Source organism: Bacillus sp. ILBB4, from assembly GCF_035064545.1.
Classification (GTDB): Bacteria; Bacillota; Bacilli; order Bacillales; family Bacillaceae_H; genus Priestia.
Genome location: NZ_JAIQVD010000001.1, coordinates 501,729 through 526,055 on the forward strand (window position 1 = coordinate 501,729; position 24,327 = coordinate 526,055).

Consider the following 24,327-nt stretch of genomic DNA (forward strand, 5'->3'; position numbering starts at 1 on the left):
CATTCATCTTATATACATCATTTCATCTGTAATATCAGCAGCGCTTTGCACAAGTTTTGCCCCTAATTGGATTAACTTATTCGTTCCACATGATGTTTCTTCAAAAATAGACCCGGGTACGGCAAATACTTCTCTTCCTTGCTGAAGCGCCTGGTCGGCGGTAATAAAAGATCCACTTCTTTCTTTTGCTTGCACCACCAACGTGCCTCCTGTTAATCCGCTAATGATTCTGTTTCTGCGAGGGAAAAACCATTTCGTCGGCTTCATAAACGGGGCATATTCAGAAAGCAGCAAATGATGCTGCGCAATTTCTCTTGCTAAATTTTGGTTTCCTCTTGGGTAAATATTATAAAACCCTCCGCCTAAAACTGCAATCGTTTTAGCTTTTTCAGCGATAGCCATTTCATGAGCAGCCTGGTCAATCCCTAGAGCTAGTCCACTTACAACGACAAATTCTTCATGCAGCATCGGCTTAACAATATGAGTCAGAGCTGCAGTTCCATATGAAGTGGGATTCCTTGTTCCTACAACGCTTAAGCTTTCTGGAGCGTGTAGAAGAGAAACCTTTCCTCTTGCAAATAATACCCAAGGCGGATCATAAATATGGCGCAAAAGTTCAGGATATTCATTATCTAGGATGGTGACACATTGAATATTCTCAGCGTCATATTTATCTAGAATATCTCGTATTGGAATAGTTTGCAAATCTTTTTTTATTTGATTAGCACGTTCAATCGAGAGAGTCAATAGTTTTTGAAGCTGTGATGGAGAGTACTCGTAGAGATTTTGTAATGAAGAATTCTGTTGAAGTAGCGTAAAAATTTGTTTCCAATTAACAGATGGACAATGTGCTAAATGAATTAATTTTTCCCGTAAATCAGACATTCTACAATCTCCTTTTTAAATGGACAAAATAGCCCCCGGTCAAAGGAGGCTATATGTCTTCTATTAATGAGTCTTACACTGCTCGTAAATGCCTTGTTCTTTTAACACTTTAATAAGTGTTTCTCCCATAACAGATGGTGTTTCAGCTACTTGGATACCGCACTCATTCATTGTTTTAATTTTTTCAGACGCTGTCCCTTTACCACCTGAAATAATAGCACCAGCATGGCCCATACGTTTTCCCGGAGGTGCTGTTTGACCGCCAATGAAGCCGACCACAGGTTTTGTCATATTTGCTTTTACCCATTCTGCCGCTTCTTCTTCTGCCGTACCGCCGATTTCACCAATCATAATTACTGCATACGTATCTTCATCTTCATTAAACGCTTTTAATACATCGATAAAGTTCGTGCCGTTCACTGGGTCACCGCCGATACCAACAGCTGTTGATTGGCCAATGCCAGCTTCAGAAAGTTGATGAACAGCTTCATATGTTAATGTACCAGAACGTGAAACTACACCTACATGACCTTTTTTGTGAATGTACCCTGGCATAATTCCAATTTTACATTCTTCCGGTGTAATAACACCTGGGCAGTTAGGTCCCACAAGGCGCGTACGTTTTCCTTCCATATAACGCTTTACTTTTACCATATCTAATACTGGAATACCTTCCGTAATACAAATAACTAAATCTAAATCTGCGTCAACTGCTTCAATAATGGAGTCAGCTGCGAATGCTGGCGGAACATATACAACAGAAGCCGTTGCGCCTGTTTTTTCTTTTGCCTCGGCAACCGTATTAAATACCGGAACACCTTCTACTTCTAAGCCGCCTTTACCTGGCGTTACGCCACCAACAATTTTCGTTCCATATTCTAACATTTGCTGTGTATGAAAAAGGCCAACTCCGCCTGTAATTCCTTGTACAATTACTTTTGTATCTTGATTAATAAATACGCTCATTCCTATCCCCCAGCCTTTCTATTTCACTAGTGAAACGATTTTTTGTGCGCCGTCTGCCATAGATTCAGCAGCTGTGATATTTAAGCCTGATTTTTGTAAAATTTCTTTTCCAAGTTCAACGTTTGTTCCTTCTAAGCGAACAACTAATGGAAGGCTTAATCCAACTTGTTTCGTTGCTTCAACAACACCTGTTGCAATAACATCACATTTCATAATCCCGCCGAAAATATTAACGAAAATACCTTTTACATTTTGGTCAGATAAAATAATTTTGAATGCTTCTGTTACTTTTTCAGCAGTTGCGCCGCCCCCAACATCCAGGAAGTTAGCAGGGTCGCCTCCGTAATGCTTAATAATATCCATCGTTGCCATTGCTAAACCTGCACCGTTTACCATACAACCGATATTACCGTCTAGTGAAATGTAGCTTAAGTCATATTTAGATGCTTCAATTTCTTTAGCATCTTCCTCTTCAAGGTCACGATATTCAAGAATATCTTTTTGACGATACAGCGCATTTGAATCAAAGTTTAACTTCGCATCCAATGCCATAACGTCTCCGTCACCTGTTACAACTAGAGGATTAATCTCTGCAATTGAGCAGTCTTTTTCAACAAATACTGTATATAAACCTGTCATGAACTTAACTGCTTTTCCAACTAATTCTTTTGGAATATTAATATTAAATGCAAGTCTGCGAGCTTGGAATGCTTGTAAACCAATCGCAGGATCTACATATTCTTTAAAGATTTTTTCAGGCGTTTTTTCCGCCACTTCTTCAATTTCAGTTCCACCTTCTTCAGAACCCATCAATACAACTTGAGACGTTGCACGATCAAGAACTAAACCGATGTAGTATTCTTTCTTAATATCGCATCCCTCTTCAACTAACAAGCGCTTAACTTCTTTTCCTTCAGGGCCTGTTTGGTGTGTTACGAGGGTCTTTCCTAAAATATCTTGTGCATATGTACGAACTTCATCTAAGTTTTTTGCTACTTTGACACCGCCCGCTTTACCGCGTCCACCAGCATGGATTTGTGCTTTCACCACTGATACTTGTGAACCTAATTCCTTTGCTGCTTCAACTGCTTCTTCAACAGTAAAAGCTACTCGACCGTTTGGTACTGCAACCCCATATTTTCTGAGTAGTTCTTTTCCTTGATACTCATGGATATTCATTTCCCATCCTCCTAACATAATCAACCACAAAACTATACTGCACAAAATAGACTGCGCTTTCATTGTATAAAAATAATTGTCTAATTGTCTACTATTCTAGTAAAAAATATTGAAATAATAAGAAAATTGATATTTTTATGGAGATAGTACTTAACTATACCTTATGAAGTCGAAGAGGCTTTGCGGACGTTAAACGTATAGTTGGTCATGTAAATCAACCTTCATAACTAAAGCGAACTGAGAGGAAAATAATTTACGAACTTCACCCTCTACAATATCTCCACTTAAATAGGCTATATTCTTTTTGAACCTAAAATCCCGCATGTGAAACATGCGCTAAAAAGCAGAGATATGCTCGGGTATCATGTTCTAGTTTACTTGGTTTTTTATCGGTGCAAAAGATCGGCGATGTTCTGTCAAAATTCCATATTTTTCAATTACTTCTAAATGTTGTTTTGTTCCATATCCCATATGTTTTTCGAATCCATATGCAGGATATCGTTCACCAAGTTCTTTCATCATTCGATCTCGCGTCACTTTTGCAATAACAGAACTTGCAGCAATCGAAATGCTTGTAGCATCGCCTTTGATGATTGACTGCTGCGAAATAGGCACCGGCAGCTTCATCGCATCAATAAGCAGTTCATCAGGCTGAACAGCTAGAAGTTCAATTGCTTCAGTCATTGCCTTTTTTGTTGCTTCATAAATATTAATAGAATCAATAACCTCTGCCCCTATAATGCCTATACCGATAGCAACAGCGCTTTTACAAATTTCTTCATAAAACGCTTCTCGCTTTGCCTCTGATAACTTCTTGGAATCTGTCAGACCAGGAAGAAAAAAATCAGGAGGCAAAATAACGGCAGCCGCTACTACCGGTCCCGCTAACGGCCCTCTTCCTACTTCGTCTACTCCGGCAATATAGGTTGCTCCTTGGCTATATAATTCATTTTCATATGCCATCATTTCATCAAACTGTTTCTTCAAGCGCTCAGCGGCTTCAAATTGCCTTTGTTTTTGAATAATAACCTGCTGCACACCTTTACGCTCATCTTGCGCATATACCTTAAATAAAGCATCTTCCGGGCTTCTCACTTGCTTTAGTTCTTCTTTTATTTCCTTAATACTCTTTTTCATTAGCTCCACCTTCTTTATATCAACATTTTCACAAGGCACCTTTACATAAAAAACGCCTCATGCTGAAAAGGCAGAGGCGTTTTTTGTTTCAGTTCGCAATGTATTGCTTACAGCTGCTGTTCAGCTTCACTTGGATCATCAAATGTAAAGGTGCCAATTTTATCCGCTCGAATTTCTCGAAGAACAAGCTCAGCTGTTTTATCGTAATCCACCATGCCGCCACCCATTAAACAGCCGCGGCGCGACCCAATTGCATCAAAAAGCTCTACAATATCTTCAGGGATTTCATTTAAATCATAACGCTGCTTTAATTGTTCTGGGTAATGGCTAGATAAGAAGCGCAGTGCATAAACAGCGACATCTTGCATATTTAAAATGGTATCTTTGATAGCACCCGTTGTCGCAAGCTTATATCCAACTGTTTCATCTTCAAATTTAGGCCACAAAATACCTGGCGTATCAAGTAGCTCCAGCTCATTCCCTACCTTAATCCACTGCTGTGCTTGCGTCACACCTGGACGGTCTCCGGTCTTGGCGATTTTTTTGCTGGCAAGGCGATTAATCAGCGTTGATTTACCGACGTTAGGAATCCCTACAATCATCGCTCGGATAGCGCGGGGTTTTTTAACTCCTTTTGCGCGCATGCGGTCAAACTTCTCTTGAAGAAGTTCTTTGGAAGACGAAACAATTTGTTTCATTCCTTTACCTGCTTGTGCGTCAATAGCTAAGGCATAAATACCTTGTTCTTTGTAATAATCTAGCCACTGCTGAGTAACGCGCGGATCAGCTTTGTCCACTTTATTCAGCAATACGATTCTCGGCTTGTTCACAATAATCTCATCAATCATTGGATTTCGCGATGATTGCGGAATGCGTGCATCAACCAATTCGTATACAATATCAATCAATTTTAGCTTTTCAGTTACTTGTCTTCTGGCCTTGGCCATATGGCCAGGAAACCATTGAATTGTCATATTTTACTCACCTTTTATATTTTACTTTGCAAAACGTGCTTCTTTAATCGGCCAGTATACGGCACTCGTTTTACCAAGCACCTTGTCCATGCTCACAAAGCCAATCTGACGGCTGTCTTTACTGTAGCGTCGATTGTCTCCCATCACGAACAAATAGCCTTCTGGCACAGTCTTTTTACCCGTTACGTCTTCTAGTTTAAAGTCTTCGGTTAAATTACCGTCAATCACTTCTTTTTTATACTGATCTAAATAGGGCTCTTTATAAGCTTTTCCATTTACATATAGCGTATCATTTCGATACTCAATATGATCACCCGGCAGTCCGATAATACGTTTTATGTAATCTTTTTCCGCTGTAGCATGAAAAACAATAATATCAAAGCGATCAGGATCACCAATCTTATAGGAGAACTTATTTACAATCATTCGATTTTGGTCATGCAGCGTAGGCATCATAGAAAGTCCATCTACTACAATCGGTGCAAACAAAAAATAGCGAATTACAACAGCTAACAGTACGGCAATGGCGATTGCTTTTATCCATTCCCACAGTTCATTTTTCTTTCGAGCCATCTTCAGTCCTCCAACTCTTATGTCATACCTTTATTTTAAACGATAATGTTTGAAACGCCTAATAAATAAATAGAATAAAAAAATGATGACTTGTACGTCTATTTTTTACTGTCAGAGAACGAATCGTTCTAAAAAAACATTTGAAAAAAGGAGCTTGTATAAACAAGCTCCCCTTTACTATTATCGAATTTCTTTAATACGCGCAGCTTTACCACGTAATTCACGTAGGTAATAAAGTTTCGCACGGCGTACTTTACCGCGGCGCATTACTTCGATTTTTGCAATTTTTGGCGTATGAAGTGGGAATGTACGCTCTACACCTACACCGTAAGAAATCTTACGTACTGTAAATGTTTCGCTGATACCACCGCCACGACGCTTAATAACAACACCTTCAAATACCTGAACACGTTCACGAGTACCCTCAACGATATTTACGTGTACACGTACAGTATCACCAGGACGGAACGTAGGAAGATCTGTTTTTAATTGTTCTTTTGTAATCTCTTCGATTAATTTTTGCATCGCGTGTTTCAACTCCTTCCAACAGACGCTCATACCAATGCTTTTCAATCATTGCAGCGGAACATCGTTATAGGTGACCAGACATCTGCCCAAGCCACAAAATCTATCTTAGCACACTCTTATACCGTATGCAACAGAGTTTATGCATAAATTTTATGGATTTATGAAAGCTGGTTTTCTTCTTTTAATTGAGCTACTAGTTTCTTTTGCTCTTCCGTTAGCTCCATCTTTTCAAGCATATCCGGTCTTCGAAGCAGCGTGCGCTTTAAAGACTCTTTTTGGCGCCACTGTTCAATTTTTTTATGATTTCCTGACATAAGTACTTCAGGAACCGTTAAGCCTCTAAAATCAGCAGGACGCGTATAGTGGGGGTGCTCTAGTAAACCTGTACTGTGTGAGTCCTGTACAGCTGAATGATTATTGCCAAGCACATCGGGAAGCAAGCGAACAACGCTATCGATCACAACCATTGCACCAAGCTCTCCTCCAGTTAATACATAGTCACCAATTGAAATTTCATCAGTTACCAACTGCTCACGAATTCGTTCATCATATCCTTCGTAATGACCGCAAATAAAAATTAAATGCTCTTCTGCTGCTAGCTCTTCTGCTTTTGCCTGTGTATAACGTTCGCCCTGCGGACAAAGCAAAACTACCCGGGGCTTCTTAGCTGTTTCAGTCAGCTTTTCTACAGCGTCAAAAATAGGCTGAGGCGTCAATACCATTCCAGCACCTCCGCCGTAAGGATAATCGTCCACATTTTGATGTTTGTTCGTAGAATATTCTCGGAAATTAACTACATTCAGTTCAACCGCATTTTTTTCCTGTGCTTTTTTCAAAATTGATTCACCAAAAACACCGTCAAACATAGAAGGAAATAGCGACAGTACATCAATTTTCATTAGTCCAATAACCCTTCCATTACTGTAATAACAATCTCTTTTTCATCTATATCAATAGATTGTACAACGTCGTCGATGTAAGGAATAAGAACTTCTTTTCCGCCTTTTTTAACAACCCACACATCATTAGCTCCCGGCGTTAAAATTTCTTTGACCGTTCCTACCTCTACTCCGTCTTCTGTTTTTACTGTACAGCCAATAATTTCGTGGAAATAGAATTCACCGTCTTCTAAATCCGTTAGCTGCTCCTCAGGGATTTTCACTTCGCAGTTTTTATACTGCTCAACATCATTTACGTTTTGATAGCCTTCGAATGTAAGCAGATCAAAATTTTTATGCCTGCGGTGGCTTGCTACCGTTACTTCTACCGGCTCGCTTTGCTTTTCTTTGAAGATATAAAGTTTATTTCCTTTTTCATAGCGCTCATCAGCAAAATCCGTAGTTGATACAATACGAACTTCTCCTTTTACACCATGGGTATTCACAATTTTTCCAACCTTAAACCATTTCATGCTTCTTCACCTCTATCTAATCTCAACAACTTTGCTATCTTTTATAATAATTGTTTTACTTTCTTTTATCTTTTCCCAATCATCACCGATTTTTACCTCTACTAAGGCATCCAGTTCCGTTTCAACGAGTTCGCTCCCTAAAGGAAGCTTTTCTAATTGCGTCAGCTGAAAGTTCAACACTTCAATTTTTTCAAGGCGAGCGGATTTTTCTTTTTCAAACTGACTATGTAATAAAGAAGAACCTTTATTGGCTTTTTCCATGTGCTTTAACTGAAATTTCAGCTGTTCCATTTCTTTTTCAAGCGCCTGCTTGCGGTTTATAAAACGATTTTCAAGATCTTGTTTGCTTGCTTCAGTTAACACTTGTTTCACAACCACTTTTTGAATAATGTTCAAAACGTTCCCTCCGCCCTCAAGATAGTGACCTTGTGCTTTTTACATGCATATTGAAATAGCTACCTTTTGCTCGCAAAAGACTTACTGTGATCAAAACGTTCATCTTATCATAACATAAAAAAAGGGCGAGGTTATCCCTCTCCCTTTTTGATTACTCTTGAATTTTCACATACACTTTTTTACCTTGCTGTGATGCTGCTGCATTCACAACAGTTCGAATCGCTTTTGCAACGCGGCCCTGTTTGCCGATTACTTTGCCGACATCTTCTTGGTGAACAGTAAGGATGTAAGTCACTTGACGTTCATCTTCTTGTTCCTCCACTTTAACATCAGCTGGATAATCAACAAGCGGCTTTACAATTGTTTCGATTAGTGATGTCATCTCGAGTGAAATTATTTTCCTAATTTAGCATTATGGAATTTTTCCATGATGCCTTCGTTAGAGAAAAGGTTACGAACTGTATCAGATGGTTTAGCACCATTTTGTAACCATTTAAGAGCTAGCTCTTCATCGATTTTAACTTCAGCTGGTTGAACTACAGGATTGTAAGTTCCAACTACTTCGATGTAACGTCCATCACGTGGTGAACGAGAGTCTGCTGCTACGATACGATAGAAAGGAGATTTTTTAGCTCCCATACGTTTTAAACGAATTTTTACTGCCATTTTATAAAGCACCTCCGAATATGTTTCAACAAGATAATATAATATCAAATAGGTAAAATGTTTGTAAAGGTTTTTTTCTTAACACTAGAAAAATATTTTATTTTCTTTGGTTTTTCAGTCCAAATCAAGCATTTTATCATGAAAAGAATGGAAGTTTCATACCCTTTTTCTTGCCTTTTGACATATTTGTCATTTGTTTCATCATTTTTTTCATGTCTTCAAATTGTTTAAGTAAACGGTTGACTTCTTGTACAGATCGTCCGCTTCCTTTTGCAATACGCTTTCTTCGACTTGCATTAATGATTTCAGGGTTTGTTTTTTCCGCTTTCGTCATAGAACGAATGATTGCTTCTACATGATTAATTTGCTTTTCATCAACCTGCAGGTTTTTGAGCCCCTTTACTTTATTGGCGCCCGGAAGCATACCAATTAGCTCATCAAGCGGTCCCATTTGACGCACCTGAGCAAGTTGATCCAAAAAGTCATCAAATGTAAATGACTGCGTGCGCAACTTAGCTTCAAGCTCTTTTGCTTTTTCAGCATCTACATTTGCCTGAGCCTTTTCGATAAGCGTCAGCACATCACCCATACCTAAGATACGGGAAGCCATACGCTCTGGATGGAATGCTTCAATAGCATCCATTTTTTCTCCAAGACCGACAAACTTAATTGGTGTATCGGTTACTGCACGAATAGAAAGCGCTGCACCACCGCGCGTATCGCCGTCTAGTTTCGTTAATACAACTCCAGTTAATCCTAATTGCTTATTAAAGCTATCCGCAACGTTTACCGCATCTTGACCCGTCATCGCATCGACAACAAGGAAAATTTCGTCTGGGTTAGAAAGCTCTTTGATCTGTTCTAACTCCTCCATTAGATTTTCATCAACATGCAAACGTCCCGCTGTATCAATTAATACATAATCGTGATGCTCTTCTTTCGCATGAGCAATAGCTTGTTTCGCAATCTCCACAGGACTTACTTGATCACCTAATGAAAAAACAGACATGCTAAGCTGTTTCCCTAGTGTTTCAAGCTGTTTAATAGCTGCCGGACGATAAATATCTGCTGCTACAAGCAATGGATTACGGTTATATTTTTTACGTAATAAATTGGCAAGTTTACCGGTTGTTGTTGTTTTACCTGCACCTTGAAGTCCAACCATCATAATTACAGTTGGAGCTTTTGGAGCTACTGCAATCTTGCTTTGCTCTCCGCCCATAAGTGCAGTTAATTCTTCTTGTACAACCTTAATAACTTGTTGTCCAGGCGTTAAGCTCTTAAGAACGTCTTGACCTACAGCACGTTCGCTTACGCGCTTAACAAAGTCTTTTACTACTTTAAAGTTTACATCGGCTTCTAAAAGGGCAAGTCTAACTTCACGCATCATTTCTTTAACATCAGCTTCGTTAACTTTTCCTTTTCCTTTTAACTTTTGCAGTGTGCTTTGCAAACGGTCGGCTAATCCTTCAAATGCCATATACGCCGCCCCCTAATCTAATTTCTCGAGCGAATCAAGAAGAGAAGAAAGCTTACTGTTCTTGTTTAAGTCAGCTGCAAGTTCGTCTTTCAGTTGTTGAACAATTGATTGACGCTCTTGAAACCGTTGAAATAACAATAGCTTTTCCTCATATTGTTCAAGCATTTGCTCTGTACGTTTTATATTATCATAAACTGCTTGACGACTCACATCAAATTCTTCCGCTATTTCACCGAGGGAATAATCATCCAAGTAATAAAGTGACATATAACTTCTTTGTTTGGGCGTCAACAGCGCCTGATAGAAGTCAAATAAGTAATTCATTCTTGTTGTTTTTTCGAGCATATGCACGCTCTTTTCAACCATCTGACCGCCCCCTTGTTAAGTGAAAAGCCTTTACATGTTATTAGTTTAACTAGGCTAGGTTTGAATGTCAAGTTTTTTCCTTAACACCTCACATTTTCCCACTTGAAAGAGATGGAGATATGATTAAATTACTTCGATTTAAAGACGAACAAACGGGTTAAGGGAGCTCGTATGCAACCTGCGTCCACCCTACTAATAAAAAAATCCGAACGATTAATCGTTCGGATCTTTCTTCAACTAAGATACTTATATCCCAGCCTCTTTTTAGATTACGCCTCTTTTTCTGTTTCTTCTTCTACAGCATTGGCAAATAACCCATAGATATATTGCTCCGTGTCAAACGGCTGAAGGTCGTCTACCTTTTCTCCAAGTCCAACGAATTTAACAGGAAGCTTCAGTTCGTTTCGAATGGCAAGAACAATTCCGCCTTTAGCCGTACCATCTAGTTTTGTTAACACAATTCCCGTCACGTTCGTTGCTTCTGAGAATGTTTTAGCCTGACTTAAAGCGTTTTGACCCGTCGTCGCATCAAGTACAAGAAGTACTTCATGAGGAGCACCAGGAATTTCTCGCTCAATAACACGCTTTACTTTCTCTAATTCTTTCATTAAATTCACTTTGTTTTGAAGGCGCCCTGCTGTATCACATAGTAAAACATCTGCTTTTCGAGCCTTGGCTGACTGAACAGCGTCATACATGACAGCGGCAGGGTCAGAGCCTGCAGATTGCTTAATAACATCAACACCAACGCGTTCTCCCCATACTTCTAACTGCTCAATCGCACCGGCACGGAACGTATCTCCTGCTGCCATTACGACTTTTTTGCCTTCTTGTTTGAATTTATGCGCAATTTTCCCAATTGTTGTTGTTTTCCCAACGCCGTTTACCCCTACAAACAAAATCACCGTTAAATCATTTTGCTGCATATTCAGTTCACCAATCTGCTCTTCACCAGATTCATAAATATCAATTAATTTCTCAGAGATGACAGCCTGCACATCTTGAGGGTCCTTAATATTACGGCGTTTCACTTCCGATTTTAAGTCATCAATTAAATCTAACACGGTAGCCACACCGACATCAGCACTAATTAAAATTTCTTCTAATTCCTCAAAAAATTCTTCGTCTACTTGACGATAGCGAGACACTAGATCATTCACGCGTTCTGAAAAAGAATTGCGCGTTTTTGATAGTCCATCTTTAAATTTTTGTGTAACAGAATCCGTTTGCATTGTAATTTTTTCTTTTAGTTTCTTAAAAAAGCTCATTCGTACCACCCTTTCATTCTATGAGTTAAACATATTGCTTTGATTCTTCTAAACGAACAGAGACTAATTTCGATACGCCAGATTCTTGCATCGTCACACCGTACAGTACATCAGCTTCTTCCATTGTACCTTTTCGGTGAGTAATAACAATGAACTGTGTTTGATTACTAAATTTGCGTAAATACGTAGCAAAGCGATGAACGTTTGCTTCATCAAGCGCCGCTTCCACTTCATCTAGCACACAAAACGGCACTGGACGTACTTTCAAAATAGAAAACAGGAGAGCAATGGCTGTTAACGAACGCTCTCCGCCTGACAGCAACCCTAGATTCTGCAGTTTTTTCCCAGGAGGCTGGGCAACAATTTCCACCCCTGTATTTAATAAATCTTTCGGATCTGTTAATTTCAAATCCGCTTTTCCTCCCCCAAATAGTGAAGAGAACACTGTACCAAATTCATTGCGGATACGAGAGAAAGTATCAGAAAAACGTTTCTTCATTTCCTCGTCCATTTCTTCAATCACTTGATACAGCGTATTTTTCGCTTCGTCAAGGTCCGCTCGCTGCGTATTTAAAAATTCATAGCGCTCTGAAACGCGTTCGTATTGTTCAATAGAACCTAAGTTTACGGTTCCTAATTCATCAATTGCCAACTTAATGAGCTTGATTTTTTTCCTCGCTTCTTGAATATCTAATGTTAAAGGATACTTTTCTTTTGCTGCTTCAAAGCTAATTTCGTACTCTTCTGTCAGCTGCTGCAGACGGCTGTCTAGCTCTACGTCAATTCGATTAATTTTGACTTCTTCATCTTTTAAAGCATCCGCAATTTGTTTGTACTGACGCTGCAGCTCTTTTACAATCCTCTCTTCGTCTTCAAGTTTATTCTGGGCTTTTAACCGCTCTGATCTGCAGTCATCCATTAATTTCAACGTTTCTGTCTTTTCTTTTATTCGTTCATGCGCCGCTTCTTCGAGCTGAAGTTCACCCGAGTCGTTGCTCGTGATTTCACTCGTTAAAAGAGAAAGATCATCTGTAGTTTCAGATAAACGCTGAATGGTTTGATCAAGCTCAAAACACACTCTTTCATATTTTTCTTGCTGATTTGCGAGGAACTGTTCTTTTTTCGCAAGAAGGACTTTTACTTCTGTAAGCTCATGTTGAACCGTTTCTTTAGACGTTTGCTGTGTATGCTTGCGTGCAGCTAACTCTTCAATGTTTTTCTCTAACACATTTGCCTGCTGCTGATTTCCTTGCAAACTCGTATGCAGCTCATCAATTCGAGCGGACAAGCTCGTTTGATCTTGCCTAAAGCTAGCAATATCATGATCGTACATGGTCAAGCGGTCATTCACTGCTTTTTCTTCGATGTCAATTTGCTTTACTTCTCGGTCAGACTCCTGCTCTTTGTCTTTCAAGCGTTCCACAAATGCCTGCTGTTTATTAATTTCCTGCTGAAGTTCTTCAATCTGTGACTTTTTATCTTTCACATCTTGCTCGAGCACAAGCGTCTTTTGTTCCATCTCTTCTATTTTTGCTGTAATGGCTTCCACTTCACGCTGACGGCCTAACAAAGAGTTGGACTTTTGCTTCATTGAACCGCCTGTCATCGAACCACCGGGGTTGACGACATCTCCTTTAACGGTCACAAAACGATAGCGATGCTGTACAAGACGGGCAAGTTCATTTGCACCTTTTAAATCATTGACAACAATAACGGTTCCAAGCAAATTTTTAATAACTCGTTCGTAGGTAGCTTCGTATTTAACAAGAGATGAAGCAATTCCTACATACGCTTCGTGACTCTCTAGCATAGAAATAGTTTGAACCGGAACATAGCGGTCTTTTACAGACGTCAGTGGTAAAAATGTAGCTCTCCCGTAACCGTTTTGTTTCAAAAAGCCAATTGCCTGACGTGCACTTTGTTCGTCTTGAACGACAATATGCTGAGCTGCTCCTCCAAGCGCAATTTCAAGCGCTGTTTCATACTCTTTTGGAACATTGATTAGCTCAGCAATGGCACCTTTAATACCTGCAAGCTTCTCATCACGCGCTTTTAATACTTCTTTTACACCGTGAAAATAACCTTCATAGTCTTCTTGCATCTCTTCAAGCATTTCTTTTCGTGATTTTGTCTGCTGCACGTACTGATAAGCTTGATAAAGCGTAGACTCTTGTTTACGATAGGCTTGCCTTAATGACTCAAGCTTCTCTCCTTGCTGCTTATACACTTGTACAGCTTGCTGAAGCTCTTGACGAAACTGAGCAAGCCTTTTGATCGCCGCTTCTTTTCGCTGCGTTAATTCACGGCGCTGTTCTACGTATTGCTCGTTGGATTTTGTTAAACGCTGCTCTTTTTCAAACGTTTGCAATTTTTGCTGCTCTAAAAATGAAATTTCATTTCGGGCGGATGTCTGAGCGTTCGCTAATTCAAAATACTCGCTTTTCATCTGTTCAAGTTTTTCTTCTAGATTCTCGCTGTACTGCCTGAACAGTTGTTCCTGCTCACTAAGCTTCAGACGTATCTCTTGTACTTCTTTTTGAGATTGCTCAAGATCTTTTCCTTCGCTGTCTTTTGCTTTACTTAGCTCTTGATGCTTATGAGTATACTCTTTTACTAAACGTTCCAGCTGCTCTTTATTTTGAAAGGCATTTTTCTTACGCTCTTTTAATACTTCTTTTTTGCCTTCTAGCTTTTCTACTTCTTCACTTACATATAGTAGTTTTTTATGTAAAGAGTCTAGTTGTTCATCTATTTGCTGAATGTGCAAACGAAGGGTCTGGATTTCTCCTTCACGCGTGCGAATATTGGTCGCGAGAGATTCTTCAAGCTGCTCGTGCTGAGCCATTTCAGCTTTTAATTTTTCCCATTTCTGATGAAGATCTTCAACTTCAAATACCGTAACAGCCACATCAATGTGCTCTAATTCTTCTTTTTTCTGCAAATAATCTTTTGCAATAGACGATTGAATCTGTAAAGGCTCTAACTGACCTTCAATTTCATGAAGAATATCTACCACTCGATTTAAATTTTCTTGCGTTTCAAGAAGTCGAAGCTCCGCTTTTCGTTTACGCGTTTTGTATTTTAATACACCTGCTGCTTCTTCAAAAATTTTACGGCGCTCGTCAGATTTACTGCTTAGTACTTCTTCTACTTTTCCTTGACTGATAATCGAAAAAGCTTCTCTTCCAAGTCCTGAATCCATAAATAAATCGACAATATCTTTCAAGCGGCACGGCTGGTTGTTAATAAAAAATTCACTGTCTCCTGAGCGGTACACGCGCCTTGTAATACTAACTTCATGATAGTCAAGCGGGAGAAACTGGTCATCATTTTCCAACGTAAGCGTTACGTCAGCAACATTTACAGCACGGCGCGATTCGCTTCCTGCAAAAATAATGTCCTCCATTTTCCCTCCACGAAGCGATTTGGCTGATTGTTCTCCAAGCACCCAGCGTATGGCATCCGTAATGTTGCTTTTTCCGCTTCCATTCGGTCCTACTACCGCCGTTACACCTGGCACAAAATCTATCGATACTTTTTCTGCAAACGATTTGAATCCTGCAATATCTAATCGTTTGAGGAACATAGAAATCCCCCCTCACACTTGTAATCTTTTCATAGCAAATCCCCCTTTATAACGAATACGTTAAGAGGGGGATCATTTTATTTCGTTTGACTTGCTCTAATTTTCGTAATAGCTACTTGAGCTGCTTTTTGCTCTGCTTCTTTTTTCGAACGGCCTACACCAACGCCGAGCTCTTCACCATTTAACGATACGCGAGATAAGAATTCGCGATTATGCGCTGGACCTTTTTCTTGCAAAACTTTGTATTCTAATTGTCCAACTCCATCACGTTGAATCACTTCTTGAAGCTGGCTTTTGAAATCCATCACATGAGAAAAAGCACCTTCATTAATTTTTGGAAAGACAACTTTTTTTAGAATCGTTACTACCGTATCAAGCCCTTGGTCTAAGTAAAGAGCTCCGATAAATGCTTCAAACACATCGGCCAGTAAAGCCGGTCTAGATCGGCCGCCGGTCATCTCTTCACCTTTTCCAAGTAACACTAGTTTACCAAAATCCATTTCATTTGCAAAAGTAACAAGCGACGGTTCGCACACAACTGCTGCACGAAGCTTCGTTAACTCACCTTCACTCATCGTTGGATACTTTTTAAATAAAAATTGTGATACGGTTAGCTCTAATACGGCATCTCCTAAAAACTCAAGACGCTCATTGTCTTCATACGGTCTTCTGCGATGCTCATTCACATAGGATGAATGTGTAAATGCTTGAAAAAGAAGCGCTTCATTTGTAAACTGAATACCAATTTCCTTTTGAAACTCTGCAAAATTTTGCTTGAATTTCACGTTCATCTTTCGATCTCGATTTGAATATTGTTTAGGCATAAAATACCTCCGCTTACCTGCTTCAATTGTTTCGTAGTTTTTCCTAACATCTCTCATTATAAAACGAGGTATCCTAAAAGATACACTACCTTTTCAAAAAAAGAGGTCTTTTTTTGAAATTCTTAAAAAGAAGAGAAAGCCCCGCTGTTTAACGGGGCTTTTCATACATATACTACAGATTAAATTTGGCTCTGTATGTAATTAACTGCATCTCCTACAGTTGAAATTTTTTCAGCTTCTTCGTCAGAAATTTCGATATCAAATTCCTCTTCAAGCTCCATTACAAATTCAACTACGTCTAGAGAGTCAGCACCTAAGTCTTCTTTGAAACTAGATTCTAGTTTCACTTCACTTTTGTCTACACCAAGACGATCAACAATGATTGTTGTTACGCGTTCTAGTACCTCTGCCATTGTTCTTCACCTCCCCTCAAGTCATTATAGATGATTTCCATCTAAAATACTATGGTTGAATAATAAAGTTTATCGGTCGCCTAGTAAACGTCCCTTTGTACTTTATCACCAAATTACACTTTTCGTAAAGTGCATTTTTTACATCACCATTCCGCCGTCAACGTGAATCGTTTGACCCGTAATATAACGGCTTGCATCTGATGCTAAAAACGCAACTGCGTTCGCAACATCCTCAGGCTGGCCGAAGCTTGCAAGAGGAATTTGCTTTAACATTTCCGCCTGCACTTCTTCATTCAATTTATCCGTCATGTCTGTTGCAATGAAACCAGGAGCAACTGCATTCACTGTAATATTGCGGCTTGCTAATTCTTTGGCAGTTGTTTTTGTTAAACCAATCACGCCTGATTTTGCTGCTACATAATTTGCTTGTCCAGCATTACCGCTGACGCCGACAATTGATGAAATATTAATGATACGTCCTGCGCGCTGCTTCATCATTTGACGAGTAACCGCTTTTGTACACAAAAATACGCCTTTTAAGTTTGTATTAATAACATCATCCCATTCGTCTTCTTTCATACGCATAAGAAGATTATCACGTGTGATGCCCGCGTTGTTCACTAAAATATCTACTGAACCAAATGTAGAAATCGCTTCTTTTATCATTGCTTGTACAGAATCACTTTCTGCCACATTTGCTTGTACAGCAATTGCATCCGTTCCTAATCCTTTAATTTCATCCACAACTTCAAGAGCTTTCGCTTCGCTGCCAGAATAGTTTACAACTACTTTAGCACCAAGCTTTCCCAGCTCAATTGCAACGGCACGACCAATTCCGCGAGAAGCGCCTGTTACAACCGCAACTTTCCCTTGTAACATGTTATTCTCCCCCTTTTAGTGCGTCAATCGTTGATTTTAATGATGTAAGATCATTAACAGCATACACAGTCGCACGGCGATTTACTTTTTTCACAAGACCTGATAATACTTTTCCTGGTCCAATTTCAACAAATGTATCTACACCTTCTGCAAGAAGTGTTTCAACTGTTTCTTCCCATCTCACTGGAGAATACAATTGTTCCACTAGCTTGTTTTGAATATCTTGACTGTCAGTAACCGGCTTTGCTGTTACGTTTGCTATAACTGGAACCTTCGCATCGCTAAAGCCCACTGTTTCTAGCGTATCACGTAGTTTTTCAGCAGCTGGCTTCATTAAACTAGAGTGAAACGGACCGCTTACCACTAGAGGAATCACGCGTTTTGCACCTTTTTCTTTGGCAAGAGCTCCTGCTTTTTCTACGCCATTTACCGTACCAGAAATAACAATTTGACCCGGACAGTTAATATTTGCAAGCTGAACAGCGTCGCCTTCGCTTGTAATTTGAGCGGTAACGGCTTCTAGATCTTCCGCTGACATGCCAAGCACTGCTGCCATTGTACCTTGACCTGCTGGTACAGCTTCGTCCATATAGCGACCTCTTTTGTGTACAGCAATAACGGCATCTTTAAATGATAAAACCTCAGCAGCCACAAGCGCACTGTATTCTCCTAGACTGTGACCCGCAACAAAATCGGGTGTAATTCCGCTCGTTTTAAATGCTTCAAGCAGCATTGTACTCGTTGTTAAAAGAGCAGGTTGAGCGTGATAAGTTAAAGTCAATTCTTCTTGAGGCCCTTCAAAAATAATGTTTGAAAGACTGAACCCTAAAGCTTCGTCAGCTGTATGAATCAGCTTTTTCGCTTCCTCTGTTCCATCATATAAATCTTTTCCCATACCAACAGTTTGTGACCCTTGGCCTGGAAAGATAAAAGCAATTTTCCCCATTTCTTATCTCTCCTTTTCTTCATTAGCAGTTTGTTCGATTGCTTTTTGAATAGTGGAAGACACATTGTTTTCCACCATATTCACAGCTTGCTTAATCGCGCTAAATACTGCATTCGCATCCGACGAACCGTGCGCTTTGATAACAGGCGCATGCAATCCAAACAGCCCTGCTCCTCCATATTCACTGTAATCCATTTTCGCTTTTAAGCCCTGCAGCTGAGGCTTTAGCACCGCTGCGGCTAACTTGCTTTTTAACGTGCTCATTAATTCTTGTTTAATCATAGAAAACAATGAAAGCGCCGTTCCTTCAATGCTCTTAAGAGTCATATTCCCTGTAAAACCATCTGTTACAACCACATCCGCTACGCCGTTTAGCAAATCACGGGATTCCACGTTGCCTACAAAATTGAGATCAGCATTCTTTAGCAGCTGAAAGGCTTGCTTTGTTAAATCATTTCCTTTTTTATCCTCAGTTCCAATGTTCAGCAGCCCCACTCTAGGAGCTTGAATGCCGCGTACTTTTTCGGCATACACAGACCCCATCACAGCATACTGGAGCAAATGTTCAGGCTTGGCATCAACGTTTGCACCAACGTCTAGCATTAAAAAGCCTTTTCCATCTAGTGTCGGAAGCGTCGGAGCAAGTGCTGGACGTTCAATGCCTTTGATGCGACCTACAATAAAAAGTCCCGCTGTCATTAACGCCCCTGTATTTCCTGCTGAAATACAAGCATCAGCACGACCTTCGGCTACTTCATTTGCCATTAATACCATAGATGCTTGTTTTTTACGGCGCACAGCTCGCACTGGCTCATCAGTTGCATCAATGGTTTCTTCTGTATGAATAATCGAAATACGATCTGAATTTGTTAAATACTTTTTTATTTCTGATTCGTTTCCAATTAACGTAATATGTAATTCTTTAAATTGAGCAGTAGCTTTTTCTACACCTTCAATAATGGCTTTCGGTGCATGATCTCCGCCCATTGCATCAATAGCTAGTTTCATGTTGCGTCTCATCCTTTTTATTATTTATCCTTTGTAGAACGATACATTTTAAAAGTACCAGAGAACACTTGCTCTTGCCCTACATAGCTGTTTACCTCAACGGTGGTTCGCACTTCACTAGTTGACAGAACTTTCGCTTTTGCTATCACTCGTTCATGAAGCTTAACAGGGCGATGATAACGGATCGACGCATCTGCTGTGAGCGCTAGTTCGTTGTTAATAACAGCGACAGCTAACGAATTAGCTTGCGCAAAAAGGTGGTGACCACGAGCAATTTGATTACGCTGAAACACATGCTCTGTTTTCACATCAAAAATAGATATCGCTGATTGATCTAGTTCAATGTCGATAACTTCTCCAATTACTTCTTCAATCGGAAGCGAACGCACTTCCTCGTCTAGTTGTTTTGAAGCTACATGCTTAATGCGTTCTCGCAGTTCAGGAATCGACAACTCTAGGCGGTCTAATCGAATTGTTTGAACGCTCACTGAAAAACGGTCTGCTAGTTCTTCATCCGTAATAAATGGGTTTTCTTCAATTGTCGTTTTTAATAGCTGCTGTCTTTCTTTTTTACTGCGCTTCATTCTCCACCATCCGAACTTTTAATACTAGGTACTAATAGCAGTATATAATCATTACCTTCTAATTGCAACATTTTTCACATGCTGGATTCTGCGCATTAACGTAGTATTAATGGCCACCAGCCGCTAACTCTTTCACTCTAAGCCGTTTTTTATCTTTATAGACGAAAAGAGATTGAGACATAACTAGATCACTTCAATCTAAAGATGAACAAATGGGATAAAGGAGCTCGTATAGATTGCTTGTTACACCGCTGCTGATTTCCGTGCAAGACTTTGCTTTCCGCGGCCGGCCGGTGATTCTCCTCGTCCCTTACGCTTCTGCGGGGTCTCATCTATTCGGCTTTCCCCGCAGGAGTGCCTTGCCCTTCACTCAACAGTTAAAAGCACCTGCATACCCATCACATACATGAAATCTACGTTCATCATCACAATGAAAAAAATCCGAACGATTGATCGTTCGGATTTTCCTTCAACTAAAATACTTTGTTTCAGTCTCTTTTACTAATCAAATTTTTCTCCAGTTAATACGCCCGTTGCTTCTAGTTGTATTCTCAGCAGTGCAAACTGATCTTCTGTCCAAAAGCTGTCGGAATTTACAAGCTTAGCAGCATCTTCTCGAGCTACTTCAAGCGCACGGTAATCGTGCACCATATCGGCTACTTTAAACTCAGGCATCCCGCTTTGTTTTCTACCAAAGAAATCACCAGGTCCACGAAGCTCTAAGTCTCTTTCTGATAATACAAATCCATCGTTTGTTTCCGTCATAATGGTCATTCGTTCTTTTCCAACTTCTGATTTTGGATCCGCGAGCAGAATACAATACGACTGTGCATCTCCTCGTCCTACGCGTCCTCTTAGCTGATGAAGCTGAGATAACCCAAAGCGCTCTGCATCATAAATGACCATCACGGTTGCATTCGGAACGTTCACTCCTACTTCTACAACCGTTGTTGATACTAAAATCTGCACGTCATTTACGCTAAACTGTTTCATCACTTCTTCTTTTTCATCAGGTGACAATCTTCCGTGCATGAGACCAACGCTTGCTTTTCCATTAAAATAGTGAGTGAGTGTTGCATGTACATCAATTGCATTTTGAACATCCAGCTTGTCCGATTCTTCAATCAACGGACAAATAACGTAAGCTTGTCTGCCGTCATGTATTTCTTTTTCAACGAAATGTAAAATACGTTCAAGCATATCATGTTTTACCCAGTATGTTTCAATTGCCTTACGTCCTGCTGGCATTTCATCAATAATGGACACATCCATTTCCCCAAACACCGTAATAGCAAGGGTTCTTGGAATAGGAGTCGCCGTCATAAACAGTACATCCGGACTCTCTCCTTTTTCACGTAAAACCCGGCGCTGCCCAACTCCAAAGCGGTGCTGTTCATCCGTAATGACGAGCCCTAAACTATTATATATAACTTCGTCTTGAATTAAGGCATGTGTACCTACTAATACATGAACATCTCCGTCTTTCACTCGCTGAAGCAGCTCTCTTCTTGCTTTTCCTTTAACAGACCCTGTTAGCAAGCCTACGCTGATTCCTACCTTTTCAAGCATCGCAGTCAATGACTCAGCATGCTGTTCAGCTAAAATTTCAGTCGGTACCATTAAAGCACCTTGATGCCCTGCTAAAACAGTAGCGTATAAAGCAACCGCTGCGACGACTGTTTTACCTGACCCTACATCACCTTGCAGCAAGCGATTCATGCGATAAGGCGATTTCATATCGTGCGTAATTTCGTTTACTACACGTTTTTGAGCGTTTGTTAACGGAAACGGCAGCAAGTTCGTGAAGTTTACCAGCTCAGTTGAATCAAATACTTGCTTCATTCCAGGCGTTTCTTCTCTTTCGCGCTTTCTAAGCGCCTGCATTTTTAATTGAAAAAGTAGAAATTCTTCATAGACAAATCGACGTCTTGCTTGTTTTAAATCTTCATGATCACGAGGTAAGTGAATACTTCTAACCGCTTCTTCACGCGTTACTAGTTTGTATCTAGAACGAATAGAGGCCGGGAGCATATCCTGAATGCTACTGCCATAATTCTTCAACGCAAGAGAGACAAACTTCCTCATTCCTTTGACCGTTAAGCTGCCTTTAACTGAGTAAACAGGCTCAATCGTTTGATTTTTAACAAACGGAGAAAATTGAAGCTCCTGCAAGTTAATCGTTTGCCGATGCTGATCCCATTTCCCCGTAACCGTAACAGTTTGATCGATTTCTAACTTTGATTTATAGTAAGGGCGATTAAAACAAGTAACCGTAATTAAATAGCGGTTTACTAGCAGCCGAAACGTAAGGCGCGAACGTTTTTTTCCGTAATACGTAAGCGAGGGGACGCTGTGAACCTTTCCTTCTACGGTGACCTTTTCGTCATGCTTTGCTTCAGCCAAATCTTTTAACTCATAATCTTCATAGCGGTATGGGAAATGTTCTAACAAGTCATGCACACTGTGAATATGCATATCCTCTAATGCTTGTGCTGTTTCCTCTCCAATACCTTTAATGGTTTTAATTGAAATAGTTGTTAGTTCATTCACTTTTATTTAATGCAATACCAAAGATCTTTGCTTCAAGCTCGCGACCTGTTGGTGTTGCCGCTAAGCCTCCTTGTGCAGTTTCTCGTAATGCAACCGGCATTGTTTGACCAATTTTATACATAGCATCAATGACTTCATCACATGGAATACGACTTGTAATGCCTGCTAAGGCCATATCTGCTGCAATCATTGCATTCGCCGCTCCCATTGCGTTTCGTTTCACACATGGAACTTCTACTAGCCCCGCTACTGGGTCACATACTAATCCTAGCATATTTTTGAGAGTAATTGCCATTGCTTCAGCTGCCTGACTCGGTGTACCTCCTGCCATTTCAACAATCGCTGCAGCTGCCATACCTGAAGCTGAACCAACTTCTGCTTGACATCCGCCTGCTGCTCCTGAAATAGACGCATTATTGGCTACAACAAACCCAAAAGCACCTGATGTAAATAAAAATTCAATCATTTCTTTACGAGTTGGGTTTAGCTTATTTTGCACTGCAAACAGCGTTCCTGGCACTACTCCCGCAGATCCAGCAGTAGGTGTTGCACAGATTGTCCCCATTGCCGCATTTACTTCGTTTGTCGCTACAGCTTTGCTGACTGCATCTAAAATTAAATTTCCAGATAAAGATTTTCCACTTTGAATATAGTTTTGAAGCAGCACTGCATCTCCGCCTGTTAAACCTGTAACAGACTGTACCCCTTTTAATCCGCGTTCAACCGCTTCTTCCATAACCGTTAAGTTCCGGTCCATTTTTTCCATGATTTCTTCACGAGTAACTCCCGTGATATCTATTTCCTGTTGAATCATAATCTCTGCAATTTTTACATTTTGACTTTCTGCTAATTCTACTAGTTCTGCTACGTTTCGAAACATAGTAACCTCCGCTATCATTCTGTCTTATTTTCACTTTAGAATCATATACAATCACTCGGCCTCTGTTATTTTTTGCAGGCCGTTCACGTTCGTTCTATCCTATTCAACCATTCTTGTTACTTGAATAATGTGAGGCAATGTTTTTAACTCTTCAATGACATCATCTTCAATATTCGTATCCATTTCAATTGCCATAAGCGCTACTTCTCCGCGCTCTTTACGAGATACTTCCATATGTCCGATATTAATTGAATGTTTCATCAAAATATTCGTAACGGTCGCAATGGCACCAAATCGGTCATTATGCACAACGAGAATAGCTGGATTCATGCCTGATAAATTTAATTCAAATCCGTTCAGCTCCGTAATTTGAATTTTCCCTCCGCCAATTGAAATTCCAACAACTTCAATTTCCTTTAATCCGTCGCTCATTTTGATGCGAGCAGTATTCGGATGATCTGTGATTGCCGCTTCCTCAACAAATGTGACGTCCATTCCTTCTTTTTTAGCTAAGTCCAAAGATTGCGGAATACGCTGGTCGAACGTATCAAAATCTAAAATACCGCCAATCAGCGCTACGTCTGTTCCGTGCCCTTTATACGTTTGAGCAAAAGAACCGTACAGTGAAACCACAACTTTTGTGGGCTGCTTGCCAAAAAGCGTTCGGGCAACGCGTCCAATACGCGCTGCACCAGCTGTATGTGAGCTAGATGGTCCAATCATTACCGGACCAATAATATCAAAGACAGATTTATATTTCATAAGGATTTTCCCCCTGCTATTTAGACATTGTTATTACTTATATGTTACTTGAGCTTTTGACTTTTT

Annotated in this window: 25 protein-coding genes; all 25 read right to left on the minus strand. The window is 40.1% G+C overall.

From position 1 onward, the window contains the following. Nucleotides 1-3 precede the first annotated feature (3 nt). Nucleotides 4-885, minus strand: a complete 882-nt coding sequence (dprA, locus tag LAV82_RS02720) for a DNA-processing protein DprA (protein WP_211077379.1) — start codon at nucleotides 883-885, stop codon at nucleotides 4-6. 63 nt (nucleotides 886-948) lie between these two features. Beyond that, a complete protein-coding gene (gene sucD / locus LAV82_RS02725) occupies nucleotides 949-1,851 on the minus strand; it encodes a succinate--CoA ligase subunit alpha (RefSeq protein ID WP_013058889.1) in 903 nt (300 codons plus the stop codon). 18 nt (nucleotides 1,852-1,869) lie between these two features. After that, nucleotides 1,870-3,030, minus strand: coding sequence for an ADP-forming succinate--CoA ligase subunit beta (gene sucC, locus LAV82_RS02730; RefSeq protein ID WP_013058890.1), 1,161 nt, complete (start codon nucleotides 3,028-3,030; stop codon nucleotides 1,870-1,872). Nucleotides 3,031-3,399: 369 nt separating this feature from the next. Next, the gene (gene rnhB / locus LAV82_RS02735; protein ID WP_499715633.1) at nucleotides 3,400-4,167 is read right to left on the minus strand and encodes a ribonuclease HII; all 768 of its coding nucleotides are present in this window, start codon (nucleotides 4,165-4,167) and stop codon (nucleotides 3,400-3,402) included. Nucleotides 4,168-4,274: 107 nt separating this feature from the next. Beyond that, entirely contained in the window at nucleotides 4,275-5,141 is an 867-nt protein-coding gene (gene ylqF, locus LAV82_RS02740; protein WP_211077377.1) for a ribosome biogenesis GTPase YlqF, read from the minus strand. A gap of 21 nt (nucleotides 5,142-5,162) precedes the next feature. Then, nucleotides 5,163-5,714, minus strand: coding sequence for a signal peptidase I (lepB, locus tag LAV82_RS02745; RefSeq protein WP_013058893.1), 552 nt, complete (start codon nucleotides 5,712-5,714; stop codon nucleotides 5,163-5,165). 180 nt (nucleotides 5,715-5,894) lie between these two features. Beyond that, a complete protein-coding gene (gene rplS, locus LAV82_RS02750) occupies nucleotides 5,895-6,239 on the minus strand; it encodes a 50S ribosomal protein L19 (protein WP_013084808.1) in 345 nt (114 codons plus the stop codon). A 161-nt stretch (nucleotides 6,240-6,400) separates the two neighbouring features. Then, on the minus strand, nucleotides 6,401-7,141 hold the full coding sequence (trmD, locus tag LAV82_RS02755) for a tRNA (guanosine(37)-N1)-methyltransferase TrmD (RefSeq protein ID WP_013058895.1): 741 nt from the start codon (nucleotides 7,139-7,141) through the stop codon (nucleotides 6,401-6,403). Further along, nucleotides 7,141-7,653 carry a ribosome maturation factor RimM gene (rimM, locus tag LAV82_RS02760; RefSeq protein WP_013058896.1) on the minus strand — a complete coding sequence of 171 codons (513 nt, stop codon included), beginning with the start codon at nucleotides 7,651-7,653 and terminating at the stop codon, nucleotides 7,141-7,143. Before rimM ends, trmD begins: the two co-directional genes overlap by 1 nt. Before the next feature lie 12 nt (nucleotides 7,654-7,665). After that, the gene (locus LAV82_RS02765) at nucleotides 7,666-8,049 is read right to left on the minus strand and encodes a YlqD family protein (RefSeq protein ID WP_013058897.1); all 384 of its coding nucleotides are present in this window, start codon (nucleotides 8,047-8,049) and stop codon (nucleotides 7,666-7,668) included. Nucleotides 8,050-8,200: 151 nt separating this feature from the next. Next, entirely contained in the window at nucleotides 8,201-8,431 is a 231-nt protein-coding gene (locus LAV82_RS02770; RefSeq protein WP_013058898.1) for a KH domain-containing protein, read from the minus strand. An 11-nt stretch (nucleotides 8,432-8,442) separates the two neighbouring features. Further along, nucleotides 8,443-8,715: a 30S ribosomal protein S16 gene (gene rpsP / locus LAV82_RS02775; protein WP_013058899.1), complete on the minus strand. Its 273-nt coding sequence runs from the start codon at nucleotides 8,713-8,715 to the stop codon at nucleotides 8,443-8,445. Nucleotides 8,716-8,851: 136 nt separating this feature from the next. Beyond that, nucleotides 8,852-10,195, minus strand: coding sequence for a signal recognition particle protein (gene ffh / locus LAV82_RS02780; protein WP_013058900.1), 1,344 nt, complete (start codon nucleotides 10,193-10,195; stop codon nucleotides 8,852-8,854). 12 nt (nucleotides 10,196-10,207) lie between these two features. Beyond that, nucleotides 10,208-10,540 carry a putative DNA-binding protein gene (locus tag LAV82_RS02785; RefSeq protein WP_013058901.1) on the minus strand — a complete coding sequence of 111 codons (333 nt, stop codon included), beginning with the start codon at nucleotides 10,538-10,540 and terminating at the stop codon, nucleotides 10,208-10,210. Nucleotides 10,541-10,830: 290 nt separating this feature from the next. Next, nucleotides 10,831-11,829, minus strand: coding sequence for a signal recognition particle-docking protein FtsY (gene ftsY, locus LAV82_RS02790; protein WP_013058902.1), 999 nt, complete (start codon nucleotides 11,827-11,829; stop codon nucleotides 10,831-10,833). Between the two features lie 25 nt (nucleotides 11,830-11,854). Continuing rightward, nucleotides 11,855-15,415, minus strand: coding sequence for a chromosome segregation protein SMC (smc, locus tag LAV82_RS02795; RefSeq protein WP_499715636.1), 3,561 nt, complete (start codon nucleotides 15,413-15,415; stop codon nucleotides 11,855-11,857). A 77-nt stretch (nucleotides 15,416-15,492) separates the two neighbouring features. After that, nucleotides 15,493-16,239: a ribonuclease III gene (gene rnc, locus LAV82_RS02800; RefSeq protein WP_013058904.1), complete on the minus strand. Its 747-nt coding sequence runs from the start codon at nucleotides 16,237-16,239 to the stop codon at nucleotides 15,493-15,495. Nucleotides 16,240-16,418: 179 nt separating this feature from the next. After that, nucleotides 16,419-16,652, minus strand: a complete 234-nt coding sequence (acpP, locus tag LAV82_RS02805; RefSeq protein WP_013058905.1) for an acyl carrier protein — start codon at nucleotides 16,650-16,652, stop codon at nucleotides 16,419-16,421. Between the two features lie 138 nt (nucleotides 16,653-16,790). Next, nucleotides 16,791-17,531 (minus strand): 3-oxoacyl-[acyl-carrier-protein] reductase, encoded by a 741-nt coding sequence (fabG, locus tag LAV82_RS02810; protein WP_013058906.1) that lies wholly within the window; start codon nucleotides 17,529-17,531, stop codon nucleotides 16,791-16,793. Nucleotide 17,532: 1 nt separating this feature from the next. Then, a complete protein-coding gene (fabD, locus tag LAV82_RS02815) occupies nucleotides 17,533-18,477 on the minus strand; it encodes an ACP S-malonyltransferase (protein WP_098901226.1) in 945 nt (314 codons plus the stop codon). A 3-nt stretch (nucleotides 18,478-18,480) separates the two neighbouring features. Continuing rightward, nucleotides 18,481-19,485: a phosphate acyltransferase PlsX gene (plsX, locus tag LAV82_RS02820; RefSeq protein ID WP_028410795.1), complete on the minus strand. Its 1,005-nt coding sequence runs from the start codon at nucleotides 19,483-19,485 to the stop codon at nucleotides 18,481-18,483. Nucleotides 19,486-19,505: 20 nt separating this feature from the next. Beyond that, nucleotides 19,506-20,069, minus strand: coding sequence for a transcription factor FapR (gene fapR / locus LAV82_RS02825; RefSeq protein ID WP_013058909.1), 564 nt, complete (start codon nucleotides 20,067-20,069; stop codon nucleotides 19,506-19,508). Nucleotides 20,070-20,570: 501 nt separating this feature from the next. Further along, nucleotides 20,571-22,619, minus strand: a complete 2,049-nt coding sequence (gene recG / locus LAV82_RS02830) for an ATP-dependent DNA helicase RecG (RefSeq protein WP_029320554.1) — start codon at nucleotides 22,617-22,619, stop codon at nucleotides 20,571-20,573. Beyond that, complete coding sequence (gene sdaAA / locus LAV82_RS02835) at nucleotides 22,612-23,499, minus strand: L-serine ammonia-lyase, iron-sulfur-dependent, subunit alpha (RefSeq protein WP_014458410.1); 888 nt, start codon at nucleotides 23,497-23,499, stop codon at nucleotides 22,612-22,614. The genes recG and sdaAA overlap by 8 nt, the downstream gene beginning before the upstream one ends. A gap of 99 nt (nucleotides 23,500-23,598) precedes the next feature. Next, on the minus strand, nucleotides 23,599-24,261 hold the full coding sequence (gene sdaAB / locus LAV82_RS02840; RefSeq protein WP_013058911.1) for an L-serine ammonia-lyase, iron-sulfur-dependent subunit beta: 663 nt from the start codon (nucleotides 24,259-24,261) through the stop codon (nucleotides 23,599-23,601). Nucleotides 24,262-24,327 lie beyond the last annotated feature (66 nt).

Coding starts and splice junctions, on each gene's coding strand:
- rplS (WP_013084808.1), bottom strand. CDS start 6,239: ATGCAAAAATTAATCGAAGAGATTACAAAAGAACAATTAAAAACAGAT.
- dprA (WP_211077379.1), bottom strand. CDS start 885: ATGTCTGATTTACGGGAAAAATTAATTCATTTAGCACATTGTCCATCT.
- rnhB (WP_499715633.1), bottom strand. CDS start 4,167: ATGAAAAAGAGTATTAAGGAAATAAAAGAAGAACTAAAGCAAGTGAGA.
- lepB (WP_013058893.1), bottom strand. CDS start 5,714: ATGGCTCGAAAGAAAAATGAACTGTGGGAATGGATAAAAGCAATCGCC.
- sucC (WP_013058890.1), bottom strand. CDS start 3,030: ATGAATATCCATGAGTATCAAGGAAAAGAACTACTCAGAAAATATGGG.
- fabG (WP_013058906.1), bottom strand. CDS start 17,531: ATGTTACAAGGGAAAGTTGCGGTTGTAACAGGCGCTTCTCGCGGAATT.
- sdaAB (WP_013058911.1), bottom strand. CDS start 24,261: ATGAAATATAAATCTGTCTTTGATATTATTGGTCCGGTAATGATTGGA.
- ylqF (WP_211077377.1), bottom strand. CDS start 5,141: ATGACAATTCAATGGTTTCCTGGCCATATGGCCAAGGCCAGAAGACAA.
- ffh (WP_013058900.1), bottom strand. CDS start 10,195: ATGGCATTTGAAGGATTAGCCGACCGTTTGCAAAGCACACTGCAAAAG.
- LAV82_RS02785 (WP_013058901.1), bottom strand. CDS start 10,540: ATGCTCGAAAAAACAACAAGAATGAATTACTTATTTGACTTCTATCAG.
- trmD (WP_013058895.1), bottom strand. CDS start 7,141: ATGAAAATTGATGTACTGTCGCTATTTCCTTCTATGTTTGACGGTGTT.
- fapR (WP_013058909.1), bottom strand. CDS start 20,069: ATGAAGCGCAGTAAAAAAGAAAGACAGCAGCTATTAAAAACGACAATT.
- smc (WP_499715636.1), bottom strand. CDS start 15,415: ATGTTCCTCAAACGATTAGATATTGCAGGATTCAAATCGTTTGCAGAA.
- ftsY (WP_013058902.1), bottom strand. CDS start 11,829: ATGAGCTTTTTTAAGAAACTAAAAGAAAAAATTACAATGCAAACGGAT.
- acpP (WP_013058905.1), bottom strand. CDS start 16,652: ATGGCAGAGGTACTAGAACGCGTAACAACAATCATTGTTGATCGTCTT.
- plsX (WP_028410795.1), bottom strand. CDS start 19,485: ATGAAACTAGCTATTGATGCAATGGGCGGAGATCATGCACCGAAAGCC.
- rnc (WP_013058904.1), bottom strand. CDS start 16,239: ATGCCTAAACAATATTCAAATCGAGATCGAAAGATGAACGTGAAATTC.
- sucD (WP_013058889.1), bottom strand. CDS start 1,851: ATGAGCGTATTTATTAATCAAGATACAAAAGTAATTGTACAAGGAATT.
- rimM (WP_013058896.1), bottom strand. CDS start 7,653: ATGAAATGGTTTAAGGTTGGAAAAATTGTGAATACCCATGGTGTAAAA.
- rpsP (WP_013058899.1), bottom strand. CDS start 8,715: ATGGCAGTAAAAATTCGTTTAAAACGTATGGGAGCTAAAAAATCTCCT.
- LAV82_RS02770 (WP_013058898.1), bottom strand. CDS start 8,431: ATGACATCACTAATCGAAACAATTGTAAAGCCGCTTGTTGATTATCCA.
- sdaAA (WP_014458410.1), bottom strand. CDS start 23,499: ATGTTTCGAAACGTAGCAGAACTAGTAGAATTAGCAGAAAGTCAAAAT.
- fabD (WP_098901226.1), bottom strand. CDS start 18,477: ATGGGGAAAATTGCTTTTATCTTTCCAGGCCAAGGGTCACAAACTGTT.